This window comes from Anabaena sp. FACHB-595 (assembly GCF_048568275.1).
GTDB lineage: Bacteria > Cyanobacteriota > Cyanobacteriia > Cyanobacteriales > Nostocaceae > Trichormus.
The window spans coordinates 2,688,669-2,703,261 of record NZ_CP183473.1 but is presented as its reverse complement, the minus strand read 5'-3'; the positions used below and the strand labels follow the sequence as shown (position 1 = coordinate 2,703,261).

13 protein-coding genes are annotated in these 14,593 nt (G+C 37.2%); 9 read left to right on the top strand and 4 right to left on the bottom strand.

All coding sequences use genetic code 11. The features are described 5' to 3' along the window. The first annotated feature begins 65 nt into the window (after positions 1-65). The 6 genes from gvpC to ACN222_RS11230 all read left to right on the top strand — a co-directional run bounded on the left by gvpC (position 66) and on the right by ACN222_RS11230 (position 4,373). Positions 66-455 (top strand): gas vesicle protein GvpC, encoded by a 390-nt coding sequence (gene gvpC / locus ACN222_RS11255; protein WP_010996410.1) that lies wholly within the window; start codon positions 66-68, stop codon positions 453-455. 426 nt (positions 456-881) lie between these two features. Continuing rightward, positions 882-2,114: a gas vesicle protein GvpN gene (gene gvpN, locus ACN222_RS11250; RefSeq protein WP_010996409.1), complete on the top strand. Its 1,233-nt coding sequence runs from the start codon at positions 882-884 to the stop codon at positions 2,112-2,114. Further along, positions 2,111-2,557, top strand: coding sequence for a gas vesicle protein (locus ACN222_RS11245; RefSeq protein ID WP_010996408.1), 447 nt, complete (start codon positions 2,111-2,113; stop codon positions 2,555-2,557). Before gvpN ends, ACN222_RS11245 begins: the two co-directional genes overlap by 4 nt. Before the next feature lie 125 nt (positions 2,558-2,682). Beyond that, the gene (locus ACN222_RS11240; RefSeq protein WP_010996407.1) at positions 2,683-3,150 is read left to right on the top strand and encodes a gas vesicle protein K; all 468 of its coding nucleotides are present in this window, start codon (positions 2,683-2,685) and stop codon (positions 3,148-3,150) included. A gap of 97 nt (positions 3,151-3,247) precedes the next feature. Then, positions 3,248-3,982 carry a GvpL/GvpF family gas vesicle protein gene (locus tag ACN222_RS11235; RefSeq protein ID WP_010996406.1) on the top strand — a complete coding sequence of 245 codons (735 nt, stop codon included), beginning with the start codon at positions 3,248-3,250 and terminating at the stop codon, positions 3,980-3,982. Between the two features lie 13 nt (positions 3,983-3,995). Then, complete coding sequence (locus tag ACN222_RS11230) at positions 3,996-4,373, top strand: gas vesicle protein GvpG (RefSeq protein WP_010996405.1); 378 nt, start codon at positions 3,996-3,998, stop codon at positions 4,371-4,373. A gap of 125 nt (positions 4,374-4,498) precedes the next feature. On the opposite strand, the gene ACN222_RS11225 is transcribed toward ACN222_RS11230, so the two are convergent. Beyond that, positions 4,499-4,765 carry a gas vesicle protein gene (locus ACN222_RS11225; RefSeq protein ID WP_231865537.1) on the bottom strand — a complete coding sequence of 89 codons (267 nt, stop codon included), beginning with the start codon at positions 4,763-4,765 and terminating at the stop codon, positions 4,499-4,501. A 201-nt stretch (positions 4,766-4,966) separates the two neighbouring features. Between ACN222_RS11225 and ACN222_RS11220 the strand changes: the two genes are divergently transcribed. The 3 genes from ACN222_RS11220 to ACN222_RS11210 are packed head-to-tail and all read left to right on the top strand — an operon-like array spanning position 4,967 to position 9,479. Next, on the top strand, positions 4,967-5,650 hold the full coding sequence (locus ACN222_RS11220) for a GvpL/GvpF family gas vesicle protein (protein ID WP_010996403.1): 684 nt from the start codon (positions 4,967-4,969) through the stop codon (positions 5,648-5,650). Positions 5,651-5,687: 37 nt separating this feature from the next. After that, entirely contained in the window at positions 5,688-7,595 is a 1,908-nt protein-coding gene (locus ACN222_RS11215) for an ArsA family ATPase (RefSeq protein WP_010996402.1), read from the top strand. 42 nt (positions 7,596-7,637) lie between these two features. After that, positions 7,638-9,479 carry an AAA family ATPase gene (locus ACN222_RS11210; protein ID WP_010996401.1) on the top strand — a complete coding sequence of 614 codons (1,842 nt, stop codon included), beginning with the start codon at positions 7,638-7,640 and terminating at the stop codon, positions 9,477-9,479. 308 nt (positions 9,480-9,787) lie between these two features. Here ACN222_RS11210 and ACN222_RS11205 read toward each other — a convergent pair whose 3' ends face one another. The 3 genes from ACN222_RS11205 to ACN222_RS11195 form a co-directional block, all read right to left on the bottom strand. Beyond that, a complete protein-coding gene (locus tag ACN222_RS11205; RefSeq protein WP_010996400.1) occupies positions 9,788-12,133 on the bottom strand; it encodes an NACHT domain-containing protein in 2,346 nt (781 codons plus the stop codon). A gap of 476 nt (positions 12,134-12,609) precedes the next feature. Further along, complete coding sequence (locus ACN222_RS11200; protein ID WP_010996399.1) at positions 12,610-13,743, bottom strand: hybrid sensor histidine kinase/response regulator; 1,134 nt, start codon at positions 13,741-13,743, stop codon at positions 12,610-12,612. A 24-nt stretch (positions 13,744-13,767) separates the two neighbouring features. Continuing rightward, positions 13,768-14,358: a response regulator gene (locus ACN222_RS11195; protein WP_010996398.1), complete on the bottom strand. Its 591-nt coding sequence runs from the start codon at positions 14,356-14,358 to the stop codon at positions 13,768-13,770. Positions 14,359-14,593 lie beyond the last annotated feature (235 nt).

Below are 14,593 nucleotides of genomic sequence, written 5' to 3'. Positions count from 1 at the left end.
ATTGGATAGCCGTTATCCAGTAAATGTAGTTAATTGACGATTGTCATAATATTGCGGAGAACCTCATGACGGCTTTAATGGTAAGAATCCGGCAAGAGCATCGGTCGATAGCTGAGGAAGTAACTCAACTATTTAGAGAGACTCATGAATTCTTGTCCGCTACAACAGCACACAGACAAGAGCAAGCCAAACAGCAAGCGCAACAGCTACATCAGTTCCACCAAAATCTGGAGCAGACAACCCACGAGTTTTTAACAGAAACCACAACACAAAGGGTTGCTCAAGCTGAAGCACAGGCAAATTTTTTGCATAAGTTTCACCAAAATCTAGAACAGACCACCCAAGAGTTTCTAGCAGAAACAGCAAAAAACAGAACTGAGCAAGCCAAAGCACAAAGTCAATATCTGCAACAATTTCGTAAGGATTTGTTTGCTAGTATTTTTGGCACATTTTAGTCATCAGTCAAAACTCTAACTAAAGGAGTTAACACCCTTTCTCTAAAATTTAAGTCTACAGATCGGTTTCTCCTGCTCCGTGCTACCCATTTGTAGATCTATTTTCGAGAATTGGTAATCTGTTGGCGAATTAGACTAAATAGTAAAACCCCCTAATCTTACAGTTAAACAACTGGTCAGAAAAGGGGGCAGATTCAACAATGAGTTTTAGTATAAAACTTTAGATATCCTATGCTATCTATTAATTTATTGCAAGGAAGTTATCGAGACTAGAGGTTGTTTATTTAGTTCACTTTTGGGAACTAATAAAATGAGCTTTCGTTATTGATACCTTATTTACCAATCGTAGCATATCAAAGTTACGAATTGCAATATTGAGGATCTAATTTTTTTGTCTGGCAAAGTAATTGTTCATCATCCTAATCTATGACTCTGACTGCAAATAACAAGAAAAGAGCTGTTCTGCGCGTCCGTCCCGGTCAATTTGTCGTTACACCTGCAATTGAGCAGGTAGCAATTCGGGCGTTACGTTATCTCACATCAGGATTTGCTATTCACTTACGAGGCCCAGCCGGTACAGGGAAAACGACTTTAGCCATGCACTTGGCTAACTGTTTGGATCGACCAATCATGTTGATTTTCGGAGATGATGAATTTAAAAGTTCTGATTTGATTGGTAGTGAATCCGGTTATACCCATAAAAAGTTACTGGACAATTACATTCACAGTGTTCTTAAAGTCGAAGATGAATTTAAACAAAATTGGGTTGATTCTAGACTAACTCTAGCTTGTAGAGAAGGTTTCACCTTGGTCTACGATGAATTTAACCGTTCTAGACCAGAAGTAAATAACGTGTTACTCTCAGCTTTAGAAGAAAAGATTCTGACTCTTCCTCCTAGTAGTAATCAGCCAGAATACTTGCACGTTAATCCCCAATTTCGAGCTATTTTTACTTCTAATCCAGAAGAGTACTGCGGAGTCCACTCGACTCAGGATGCTTTAATGGATCGGTTGGTAACTATTAATATGCCAGAGCCGGATGAGCTAACTCAAACCGAGATATTAGCTCAAAAAACCGCACTCAATAGAGCAGATGCTCTGTTAATCGTGCGATTAGTAAAAGCATTTCGCTCACGTACAGGTGGGGAGAAGACTTCTGGCTTGCGGTCTTGTTTGATGATTGCTAAGGTATGTGCCGAACACAATATTTTAGTTTCGCCACAAAGCTCTGATTTTCGAGAAATCTGTGCAGATGTGTTGTTCAACCGTACGAATTGGTCTGCTAGCGAAGCTGCAACGATTTTCCTCGAATTACTGAACCATCTAGACTTACAGCAAATAGAGGAGTTCAAGAACAGTATTATACCAGAGGATACAGATGCGATCGCAGAAGGCGGGTTTCCCACCATCATCGATTCTCATTTTGGTACTCTTGATTCTGAAGTTCTCGAACAACCAGGTGTAGAAGATTCTATTCCATTTGAGCAGGAAATTTATCTCTACTTACAACAGTACAAGAGTGCAGCCTTAGCTCTAGTTCAACAGGAATTTGAACTCAGCCGGACTGTAGCCACCAATGCTCTCAACTCTTTAGAGCAGAAAGGCTTAGTAAGCAAGAACAATCATGTATATACCATTGAAGAGCCGAATCAATCGTGACTACTACCCCCATACACCCAACACGTCCTCAGACTAACTCAAATCGAGTAATTCCCACTTCTACACAAGGTTCTACCTTAGCGGATATTCTCGAAAGAGTTTTGGATAAAGGTATTGTGATTGCTGGTGATATTTCTATATCTATTGCCTCAACTGAACTCATACATATTAGGATTCGCCTGTTAATTTCTTCAGTTGATAAAGCCCGTGAGATGGGTATCAATTGGTGGGAAAATGACCCCTATCTCAGTAGCAAATCGCAACGCTTAGTTGAAGAAAACCAACAACTGCAACAACGGCTAGAAAGTCTAGAAACACAACTACGTTTACTCACGTCTGCGGCGAAAGAAGAAACGACATTAACAGCTAACAATCCAGAAGATTTACAACCAATGTATGAAGTAAATAGTCAAGAAGGAGATAACTCCCAACTTGAGGCTTAGTCAGATTCTGGAAATCCCCAAGTAACCCAGGTTAAATTTATAGCAATTTTCTGGATTTTGAATTGGGATTAGCCTGGATTGAATCGAATTCAAGAAATTTAGAAAAGGTAGATAGCATCATGACAATGGTTTGTACTCCAGTTGAAAAGTCCCCTAATTTGCTACCTACCACTTCTAAAGCTAACAGCAAAGCAGGTTTAGCTCCTTTACTTTTGACTGTAGTGGAACTAATACGCCAGCTGATGGAGGCACAAGTAATTCGGCGCATGGAACAGGACTGTCTTAGCGAATCTGAGCTAGAACAAGCAAGTGAAAGTTTGCAAAAACTAGAAGAACAAGTTCTAAATCTGTGTCATATTTTTGAGATTGAACCCGCAGACTTAAATATAAATTTAGGTGATGTTGGTACTCTTTTACCTTCCCCAGGATCTTATTATCCGGGTGAGATAGGAAATAAACCTTCTGTGCTGGAACTGCTAGACCGTCTATTAAACACAGGAATTGTTGTAGATGGTGAAATAGATTTAGGTTTAGCTCAACTCAATCTCATTCACGCTAAATTGCGCTTAGTTTTAACCTCAAGACCGTTGTAATTATAAGTAAAAGAGAACAGAGGAAAGTCAGGTGGGTAATACCCACCTTAATCTACGCATCACGGGCAATTCTCACCCTAATTGAATTTTGAATTTTATGAGTTCTGGTCTTTATCTATACGGTATTTTTCCCGACCCAATCCCAGAAACAGTTACTCTTCAAGGATTGGATTCTCAACTGGTCTATAGTCAAATTATTGATGGATTTACGTTTTTATATTCAGAAGCAAAACAAGAAAAATATTTAGCATCTCGGCGGAATTTAATCAGCCATGAAAAGGTGTTAGAACAAGCGATGCACGCTGGATTTAGAACTTTGTTACCCTTGCGTTTTGGATTAGTTGTCAAAAATTGGGAAACGGTAGTTACACAACTACTTCAACCATATAAAGCACAATTAAGAGAGCTATTCCAGAAATTAGCTGGGAGACGGGAGGTTAGTGTGAAGATTTTTTGGGATAGCAAAGCTGAATTACAAGCAATGATGGATTCTCATCAAGACTTAAAGCAGAAGCGCGACCAAATGGAAGGAAAGGCATTAAGTATGGAGGAGGTAATACACATTGGACAATTAATTGAAAGTAATTTACTAAGTCGCAAGGAATCTATAATTCAAGTCTTTTTTGATGAGCTAAAACCCTTAGCAGATGAGGTTATTGAAAGTGATCCAATGACAGAAGACATGATTTATAATGCGGCATTTTTGATCCCTTGGGAAAACGAATCTATATTTAGCCAACAAGTCGAATCTATTGATCACAAATTCGATGAACGTTTACGCATTCGCTACAACAACTTTACAGCACCTTATACATTTGCTCAAATTTCTTGATAGGAGTTATACAATGCTAGGTAAAATCTTGTTATTGCCTGTTATGGGGCCAATTAATGGACTTATGTGGATTGGAGAACAAATTCAAGAACGTACCAATACTGAATTTGATGCTCAAGAAAATCTACATAAGCAATTATTAAGTCTGCAATTAAAATTTGATATGGGTGAAATTTCTGAAGAAGAATTTGATATACAAGAAGAAGAGATTCTCTTGAAAATTCAAGCTTTAGAAGCAGAAGAGCGCCTCAATGCAGAGTCTGAGGAAGATGATGATTTAGATGTGCAACCTATTTTTATATTAGCATCTGAAGAAAATCCAGTTTATCAAGACCAATCTAGATTTAGCGAGGAATACGAAGATAAAGAGGATTTAGTTTTATCACCTTGATTAAGTGTTATTTTGATTTGCAGCGCTCAGGGACAAGTTTTTCTTACAAACTTTGATTTATGTACACTTAGCTACTTAATCAGTTAAATTAAACTATTAAAAACCCGCTTTCGCGGGTTAATAGTTTAATATTCGATATCAAATGCTTGGTAATTATTAGTTTCACTGAATATTTTTGGTAGTGCTATCCGAGAATATTTTAGCTCAGAATGACGCAAATGATTAATACTCCTTTCTGTACCTTCTATCTGGGTTTTAAGCGTAGATAATCGTTGCTTAAGTAGTACTGTCCTCTGTTCGATAAAAGCCAACTCTTGTTTAATTCTCTGTTGTTCTGTTACTAATTTGTAAAGTTCTAATTGACTGGAAGCCTCAGATTTATTTCTAGGCATTGTAGTGATTTTAGGTCTGATTATGCCCCGATTACGTACTTTTGTCATTGGAAATACCTGAATAATTGATAGCATTATAACTAAGATTTTAAAGATGTAAATAGTTTAATCAAATTCAGATGTTTTTATATTTCTATGACAAGATATTTGTTCTGGCAGCAATAAAATAGAATATTTAAGTTTTTTTACCTGGGTGGAATAATGCGATCGCCAAATTTTTACACTTATGCTTTTCTAAATACTCCTGATATTCCTTTACGTCTACCATCTGGCAATCTGGGTCAATTACTCCTGATTCATGGCCATAAGCTCTCAGCCGTCGTGGAACCGGGAATATCCTTAGAATCTAGCCAAAATAATGACGAGGAAGTTATCAAGATGGTTTTAGCTCACGATCGCGTCATTTGTGAGCTATCTCAGCAGACAACAGTTTTACCTCTACGTTTTGGCACTTATTTCAATTCCGAAGAGACATTACTAAATCATATAGAGTCTCATGCTCAGGAATATCAAAAGAAACTCGATCATATTCAAGGAAAAACTGAATATACTTTAAAGCTCATTCCTCGTAAATTTGAAGAACTCGCTAAGGTATCAGGGGGAAATGGCAGAGATTACTTTTTGGCGAAAAAACTACATTATGAACATCAAAAAAACTTTATTGGTGATCAAAATAGGGAGAAAAATCATCTGATCAATTTAATAATGGATGTTTATCGCTCATCTGCGATCATTCAAGATTATGTAGAAGAAGTACGGCTTCATCTTTTAGTTGATCGCCATGATAAAACTTTACTCTTCAAACAAGTGTTAACGCTACAAGAAAAATGCCCTCATTGGAATTTAATCTTGGGAGAACCTCTACCACCCTATCACTTTGTTTAATTTCTACTAATAAATTTATCAAGGAATTTTTAATTTCATGATGGACTACTATGATTCATTGCATCTAGTTATGTTTAGCGGCAAAGGTGGGGTTGGTAAAACTACCATATCTTGCAGCTTTGCACGTTATTGGGCCAGAAAGTTTCCTCAAGAAAAAATTCTGTTAATTTCTACAGATCCTGCACATTCTTTAGGGGATGTATTGCAATCAGAAGTTAAAGATATTGCATTAGCAGTAACAGACTTACCTAACTTGAGTGTTCAGGCGTTGGATGCTCAAAAATTGTTGTTGGAATTTAAAGCAAAATATAGTTACTTTTTAGAAATACTTGTGGAGAGAGGCAGTTTAGCTGATGGAGGTGATTTAGCACCAGTATGGGATTTAAACTGGCCTGGCTTGAATGAATTAATGGGTTTGCTAGAAATTCAGCGCCTACTAGCTGACAATGAGGCAGATCGTGTAGTTATAGACATGGCTCCTTCTGGTCATACCCTAAATTTGTTACGCCTCAAAGATTTTTTAGATGTTATTTTAAATTCCCTAGAACTGTTTCAAGAAAAACATCGGGTAATTACCCAAAGTTTTAAAGGTAGTTATACGGCTGATGAAGTCGATAACTTTTTAGTAGAGATGAAACATCAATTAGCAGAAGGCAGACGCTTACTGCAAGATGAAAAATTTACTGGTTGTTTGGTAGTGGGTATTTCTGAACCCATGTGTTTTTCTGAAACCGAGCGATTTTTAAATAGCCTAGAAACATTAGATGTTCCCTACGCTGGATTATTTATTAATCACATTTTACTAAATTCGGAGTTAGAACTAGACCGTTACGCTGAACAGCAAAATTTACTTACTAAGTACTTAAATCTTAATACTAATCAGCCTGTTTTTATCGTACCACAACAAAGAGTAGAACCCTTGGGTGGGGTGGCATTAGATTCTCTAGCATCCCAAATTCAAAAAATTGCCAGTGTTGAACTTGTGCCGCCACCAATTATTCAATGGCCTACTCAAGTTTTACCTAGCTTTCATGATTTTATTAACGAAGGATGCAAATTAATTATTATTGGCGGTAAAGGAGGTGTAGGAAAAACAACGGTAGCCGCCGGCATAGCTTGGGCTTCTGCTCAACAACATCCAGATAAAAAAATTCAGGTAATTTCTATAGACCCAGCACATTCTTTAGGAGATGCTTTTGGCAAGGATTTAGGACATGAGCCTATATCTTTAACCTCGAATTTAAGTGGGCAAGAAATTGATGCCAACAGAGTTTTAGAACAATTCCGTAGAGATTATCTTTGGGAATTGGCAGATATGATTAGTGGCGAAGGTTCACAAGCAAATACAACAGTGAATGTTGCCTATGTGCCGGAGGCATGGCGACAGATTATGTCTCAAGCTTTACCGGGTATTGATGAGATGCTATCTCTAATTACTGTGATGGATTTGTTAGATAGTAACCAGCAAGATTTAATCATTTTAGATACTGCGCCAACAGGTCATCTTCTGCGATTTTTAGAAATGCCATCGGCTTTAGGTGATTGGTTATCTTGGATATTTAAACTGTGGCTAAAATATCAAGATGTTTTGGGTAGAGTGGAATTCATTGGACGTTTACGAAATTTACGTCAGCAAGTTGTACAAGCACAAAAGAAGTTAAAGAATTTTCAACATACTCAATTTGTTGGGGTGATTCAGTCAGAAGTAGCCATCATATCTGAACATATACGCTTAACAGAGTCTTTAAAAAACATGGGGGTTAGTCAGCGTTATATAGTGCAGAATCGCTATAGTCCAGAAGTGGAAATTGATCATAGTTTATTTCCAGAACAAACTATGATTCGCCTACCTGGATTACCCCGTTCGGTGGAGGCTATAGACCGAGTTAAAGGCGCGGCTAGTCTTTTATTTGAAGTCGAGGAATTAACTGCTAATAAAAGATAAAGGCGGAAAAAGTAAGGTTTTTGAGATTTTTGGAGTGATGCTATGAGTGATTTATTCAAGGGATTTGAACAGTTAATTGAATTAGTCAAAACTTTAGAAGAAAAAGCAGAGAAAGGAGAAATTAAGACTGATTTCCAGATTAACTCTCGTTCTATGAGCAGTATTCCTAGAACTGGAAATATCCCGCGTCCTAATAATATGGCTAATGATATTGGTACAAGCCGTATTCGTACCCAACCCTCTCCTAATTCTGATTCAGGGAATGGAGACAGTTCTGATGTTGTTGTTCCACCGGATGCGCCTTCTGGTAATTCTTTGAAAGATGTTGGCGGGCTGGGTGAGGTTGTTAAAGAACTTAAGGAATTAATCGCTATTCCCTTAAAACGCCCTGACCTCCTGGCAAAATTGGGGTTGGAACCTACGCGGGGTGTACTTTTAGTTGGGCCTCCTGGCACTGGTAAAACTCTAACTGCTCGTGGTTTGGCTGAGGAACTTGGTGTTAACTATATTGCGCTGGTGGGGCCGGAAGTTATCAGCAAATATTATGGTGAAGCCGAGCAAAGACTGCGGGGTATTTTTGAAAAGGCTGCTAAGAATGCTCCTTGTATTATTTTCATTGATGAAATCGATAGTTTAGCTCCTGACCGGAGTGCAGTAGAAGGGGAAGTAGAAAAACGTCTTGTAGCCCAACTGTTAAGCCTGATGGATGGTTTTTCCCACAGTCAAGGTGTGATTGTACTGGCTGCGACTAACCGTCCTGACCATCTTGACCCAGCTTTGCGCCGTCCGGGGCGATTTGACCGGGAAGTCCAGTTTCGTGTGCCAGATGTGAAAGGACGCAGAGATATTCTGCAAATTCTCACCCGTGCCATGCCTTTGGAAGAAACAGTTGACCTGGATGCGATCGCCGAACGATCTGTGGGATTTGTGGGGGCTGACTTAAAAGCCCTCTGTCAAAAGGCTGCTTATACTGCTCTGCGCCGTCAAATGCCTTCGGTTGAAAGTGCAGTTCCAGAGAATATGACAGTTAGCCAAGCTGACTTTTTGCAAGCACTCAAAGAAATCAAACCAGCTGTACTACGAAGCGTGGAAGTCGAAGTTCCTCACATCGCCTGGGACGATATTGGTGGTTTGGATACGATTAAGCAAACCCTACGGGAGTCAGTGGAAGGAGCGCTGTTATATCCAGAACTGTATTTGCAAACCAAAGCACTAGCACCAAAAGGCATTTTACTGTGGGGGCCGCCAGGGACAGGAAAAACTTTATTAGCTAAGGCCGTTGCTTCCCAAGCCAGAGCTAATTTTATTGGTGTCAACGGCCCAGAGTTACTCAGTCGTTGGGTGGGTGCAAGTGAACAAGCAGTACGGGAATTATTTGCCAAGGCGCGTCAAGCAGAGCCTTGTGTTGTATTTATTGATGAAATCGATACTTTAGCTCCAGCACGGGGCAGTTTTAGTGGTGATTCGGGAGTGAGCGATCGCGTAGTTGGACAATTGCTCACAGAGTTGGATGGCATAGAAGTAGGCAGCACCATCTTAGTAATTGGGGCGACCAATCGACCCGATGCCCTTGACCCAGCTTTGTTACGCGCCGGACGCTTAGATTTACAGATGAAGGTAGATTTACCAGATTTAGCTAGTCGTCTGGCAATTCTCCTAGTCCATAGCCAAGGACGACCCCTAGACGGTGTGGATTTCAACTATTGGGCAGAGATGACCCAAGATTGGAATGGTGCAGATTTAACTTTACTGTGCAATCAAGCGGCGGTAGAAGCAATTCGTCGTTTTCGCTCCCAAGGATTGACAGACCCTTCTGAAATCAAGATTACTACCGATGATTTCAACTATGCTTATAAAGTTCTCACAGAACAGCGCCCAGATTAAATTTTTAGCTCTTTATAGGGGCTGGGGGAGAGGTCAAAAAAGACTCGCGTTAAAATGGGTACCAATTTCATAAGTTTATGATTTAGACATAGCTCAAGTAACAGTGTCACATTTACGTTACTTGAGCCTTTTTTATGTTTCAAAAATCTTCTAAAACTCCTGTAATACCATTTCCCGAAAAAAATGCACCAGATGCGTATCAACGTAGCGACTGTCTCAAATATCTTGTGAATTGGTATAACAGCGCATAGATATAAAGCAATATTGAGTTGATTTTAAAACTTGATGCAGCCTGAAAAATTTAAATTTCAAACATTATTTAGAGTGGTTATTTCTGTTTGTTCTGGAGGTAAAATCAAAGATTCTTTAATAATTTCTTTTAAATTGGGAGTAACATTGCTAGCGGTATTAAAACAATATACTAATAAGTTGTTTGCCTCCCAGTATTTTTGAATTAAATGTAATTGTTTCTCAGTAAATTGCCAAGCGCAATCCATTTGGCGATGTATTTTGATTACTTCTTTTAACTGTGTTGTCCAAGATTGCCCATGAGATTGCCACCATGCTTTTAATATCTCTTTATCTTGTTGTGAACTAGGCAGTTCTTGTTTGAGGTTTTGTAGCGATTCATCTAAGGATGAATGTGATTGTAGTAAATAATCAATATCAAGAGCTAATTTGAGAGCAGATATACGCTTGCAGAAAAGCTCTGGAGTCAAAGAAATGCTAACTGCAAAAATATGACTTAAAGCTAAATCCAAAGCTAAATCATCAGCTAGTTTTCCTGTTAAATGACTATCTAAAACTGTAGCTAGAGTTTGGTTACGTGATAAAGCATAATCTGGAGGTAAGGCTAGGGTAAAGTAAAAAGCACGTACAGCAGACGAATGATAATTGGAAATAACTGTTGAGGACTTGTTCATTACCCAAGTGAGAAAAAGTTTTACTGTTTCATCTGCAACTGCTAACTTATCAATTTGTTGCTTGATTAGCTGGAATAAGTCCTCAAAGGATTTGATAATTTCCGATGTGAGCAATATAACTTCACACCATCGCTTATCAATTAAACAATCGGCAATTTGTTCTAATTTTTTATGGTCGCTGTTAGCAAGAAATCTGGCGGTAAAATATTCATGAAATGTTAAATGAGAAAAAGAATAAATGCCCCTAGCTTGTTCAACTAATAATCCATGCTGTAACTCCATTGCTTTAAGCACAGCTTTACTATCTACTTGTAAAGCTTCTAAATCAGTTGGTGCATTTGGTAACAGATATAAAAAGTCAGCTATTAATTGACAAATGATGTTTTCTTCAAAAAAGTAATTGCCCTTTTCAAAAAAAGTGGCAGCGATATAACTAAGCAACTTAATTTTCTGGGCTAAGGTTAAATTAGCATAAACTTCATCTCTTTTGATTCCTTTGGCTTCGTCCCAACGTACTAGTAATAGCTCTAAACCTTGCTGATAAATTTCAGACCGCTTAGTAGGGAAATCGCCGAGATATTGGAATACTAAACAGGTGAGGTTTAATAAAATAGGTGTGGATGCTAGATTTTGGATTAGTCGATTTTCCGGAAGGGTTATTTTATCAATAAATTTAGAGGCTAATGTTTTCTTTAACCGGGTATTATTTTTAGCAAAAGCTGCAAACCATTTATTAGCAAAATCTGATATTTGTGATTTTGTAAATTTAGAAATTTGTACTTCAGCAAAACCTTTAAATTTTTGATGCCTAAATGCAATTCGACAACTGATAATTACTACATTTTTATAAAAAATATCCAAAAAAGTACTAATTGTTTTATTGATTTTATCCGTATATTTATCTGCAACTTCATCCAATCCATCTAGTAAAATTAAAACTTTACCTTTATGAAGTAATTCTTCTACTTCCTGTTGAGCTATTTTACAAATACTTAATTCCTCAATTAAATAGCTTAATAAAGGGTTTTTATCATCGTAGTCAATATTTTCGGCAAAATCTTTCAGGCTAATAAAAATAGGAACACGTTGAGGCTGAAATTTACCTTGGTTACAAAGTGTGGCGATTGATTGCAAAAAAGTAGTTTTTCCCGCACCTGGATTGCCAAAGACAAAAAGCTTAGAAAATTTCTCAATAGCTTGTAGTCCTGTAATTTTTTTAGTAGTAACTTCCTCTAATACAAATTCGTTTAAAGCTTTATTATCAGACTTTTGTAACTCTGAAATATCCAGCCATCTTTGATTAGTAATTTCTTCTAATACATTGACCTCAATAAATAATTCATCCAATTCTACGGTACGCGCAACATCTAACAACCGGATAGTACCACATTGATTTTGAATTTTTTCTGAGTGGGCAGCACGTATTTTAGTCACTAAAGATTCAATGACTGTAGAGTTTTGACCTTCTAGTATCTGTTGGGTTTCTAAGTGTTCATCTGGTTCAAATTCTGGTGTTTGAACAATCTCTTCTGGATTTAGGGCTAGGCTAAAGCAAATTTCATGGAATATATGCCGGGCAACAGGTTTGCCAGAAAAAAACTTCCAAATTGGTTGGCGACTATCTAGTCCAACTTGACTGGCTAGATATTCTTGTGTCCAACCTTTATGATTAAAAGCTCTTTTGGCTTTCCTAATACCTTCATCCGAGGCTTGGAGAGATCGTTTAGCCATGCTTATATCAGAAATTAATTCAATTACATCATGAATTTCTATCAATTATATTTAGTTTTTAAATTAGCGGCAAGTTAATTATTTATAATATCAATTTTTGTAAAAAATAAAAGCTCTTAGTCAGTAATTAGCCGGAATTATTCTTTAAATATATAGCTATACCTATAAAAGATCATGTCTTAACTTACCTAGAGAAAGAAAACCTGCAAATATATGATTAACTTTTTTATAGATATCGGTAATATTAATAATTTTCCCAGAAGTCAGCTTTTAGTTAATTTTTATTAAGTCTAGAAATCTGATTTAATTGTTGTAAAATCCTTAGTAGCTTGAAAATAGCCTTATTTATTCTTGCTATTACCTATTTACCCTAGTAATTACAGGGCTAAAATTAGATTGCTATGGATAAATGATTGCAAATTTGACGATTTTGACGATATACTTCATCAACTCGAAAAGCGCTATTTTTATCAAAATTAAGCCGATATTGAATCTACCTTCAGTGGTAGTTTAACTACGAAACTTGTGCCTTGACCTAAGGTAGTATCAATAGATATCGTACCCTGATGCAAATCGACACATTGCTTAACAATTGCTAGCCCTAATCCTGTGCCAGGAATCGTGGCAACATTGGCAGCACGTTGAAAAGGTTCAAATAGTTTAGCTTGAAATTCTGGGGGAATACCTACACCTTGGTCTTTAATTTGAAAATATACATCACTTTCGTCGCAAGTCAGCCGCAGCAAAATAGTACTACCTCTGGGTGAGTACTTGACTGCGTTAGAAAGTAAGTTATTTAGTAAATGCCACAGTAGCTGTTCATCTAAGCAGGCAATACAACTTTTAGTATCTGTGACAAAATTAATTTCATACTGTTCTTTCAATGTTAACCGTAAAGACTCGACTATTTCTTCACAGAAACTTACTACCTCTATCAGCGTGGGGTTCAATACAAAATTTTCAGCTTCGGCTCTACCAAGTGTGAGTATATTCTCTAGCAGATTCGTCAAGCTATCCGTGGCAGATTCAATGCGGTCGATATGTTTTTGTTTTTTTTCCTCTGACATCTTCTCGCCATAGGTATTCAACATTTCGGCACTGAGCTTAATTGTAGTTAAAGGGTTACGAAACTCATGTGCTGCCATGTAGAGATGTTGTGATTTCATCTGGTTTTTGGATTCAGCAATTTGCTGACTATTTTTGGCAGCCATTAGTGCTTCTTTTACTTCAACTTCTGTTTGATGTCGGGAAATGGCAATCTCTATCGTGGTAGCTAATATTCTTTCATCGAAGGGTTTTAAAATATAACCAAAAGGATGGGAAGCCTTAGCTCGCTCTAGTGTTGCGCGGTCGGCATTAGCAGTTAGGTAAACGACAGGTAAACCAAAGCGAGACTGGATGGCAAAAGAGGCTTCTATGCCATCGATTTTACCCTCTAATCTGATGTCCATCAGCACTAGGTCAGGTCGCAAGATTCCTGCCATGAGAATAGCTTCTTCTCCAGATGCTACTAAGGCAGGCACACCGTACCCCAAATATTCTAGAGTTTCTCTCAGGTCATCAGCCACTAGTTGCTCATCTTCAACTATCAAAATTTGGATAGGATTCATATTTAATTTTCTAGTTGATTAGATTTATCGCTTATTCAGATTTATATCCTGAAAATTTTTGCTTAAATTATAAATTTCTTTGATCTTTTTTAAGATTTCTTCTCGATTCATAAATTCATAGTCATTGATGAGTTTCTCTGATATCGATGTAACGTAGTTAAGAGGATTATTTAAATCATTTCTAATTGTCGATGCCAGATAACTATAAGATGTGTTGAGTCTTTTTTGTGTTTGTCTATTAATTATTTCTTGTTTCTCTAATCTAGCTGTTATTGCTCCCAGTAATTCTGCTCTAGTAAATGGCTTTACTAGATAATCATCAGCACCTAATTCTATACCTTGACGAATATCATTTTGAGAGGCTTTAGCTGTAAGAAATATAAAAGGAATAGCTTCAGTTTCTGGATTTTCCCGTGACCAAGTAACAACTTCATATCCATCTATTTTAGGCATAGCAATGTCACAGATAATCAAATCGGGAATTTCTTTTTGTAGCATAGTAATCCCCACTTGTCCGTTTTCTGCGTCCATAACATAGAAATTTTCCGCAGTTAGCATTTCTACAATAATGCTACGAATATCTTCCTGGTCTTCAATTACTAAAATTTTTGTCATTACTGGAGATATCTTTAGTATTCTATTATGTTAAAGTTTTGTTGATAATATTTACATTTTAACCCAGGAGTTAAAAATTAGTTTACAACTAGAGAAAGACTTTTACAACTATTAATATTATTAGGGATTTCACTGGCTCGGTTTTTACTAATCTATTTTTAGATATAGCTTGATTTAAGAAGAATTTTTAATTCAGCAAATAGAGAATCTCAATTTTTTGACGAAATCCGATCGC

What these genes read in the sequence shown, in the direction of transcription:
- ACN222_RS11195 (WP_010996398.1), bottom strand. Translation starts at nt 14,358, where the DNA reads ATGACAAAAATTTTAGTAATTGAAGACCAGGAAGATATTCGTAGCATT.
- ACN222_RS11215 (WP_010996402.1), top strand. Translation starts at nt 5,688, where the DNA reads ATGATGGACTACTATGATTCATTGCATCTAGTTATGTTTAGCGGCAAA.
- ACN222_RS11240 (WP_010996407.1), top strand. Translation starts at nt 2,683, where the DNA reads ATGGTTTGTACTCCAGTTGAAAAGTCCCCTAATTTGCTACCTACCACT.
- ACN222_RS11200 (WP_010996399.1), bottom strand. Translation starts at nt 13,743, where the DNA reads ATGAATCCTATCCAAATTTTGATAGTTGAAGATGAGCAACTAGTGGCT.
- gvpN (WP_010996409.1), top strand. Translation starts at nt 882, where the DNA reads ATGACTCTGACTGCAAATAACAAGAAAAGAGCTGTTCTGCGCGTCCGT.
- ACN222_RS11220 (WP_010996403.1), top strand. Translation starts at nt 4,967, where the DNA reads ATGCGATCGCCAAATTTTTACACTTATGCTTTTCTAAATACTCCTGAT.
- ACN222_RS11230 (WP_010996405.1), top strand. Translation starts at nt 3,996, where the DNA reads ATGCTAGGTAAAATCTTGTTATTGCCTGTTATGGGGCCAATTAATGGA.
- ACN222_RS11225 (WP_231865537.1), bottom strand. Translation starts at nt 4,765, where the DNA reads ATGCCTAGAAATAAATCTGAGGCTTCCAGTCAATTAGAACTTTACAAA.
- ACN222_RS11205 (WP_010996400.1), bottom strand. Translation starts at nt 12,133, where the DNA reads ATGGCTAAACGATCTCTCCAAGCCTCGGATGAAGGTATTAGGAAAGCC.
- ACN222_RS11235 (WP_010996406.1), top strand. Translation starts at nt 3,248, where the DNA reads ATGAGTTCTGGTCTTTATCTATACGGTATTTTTCCCGACCCAATCCCA.
- gvpC (WP_010996410.1), top strand. Translation starts at nt 66, where the DNA reads ATGACGGCTTTAATGGTAAGAATCCGGCAAGAGCATCGGTCGATAGCT.
- ACN222_RS11210 (WP_010996401.1), top strand. Translation starts at nt 7,638, where the DNA reads ATGAGTGATTTATTCAAGGGATTTGAACAGTTAATTGAATTAGTCAAA.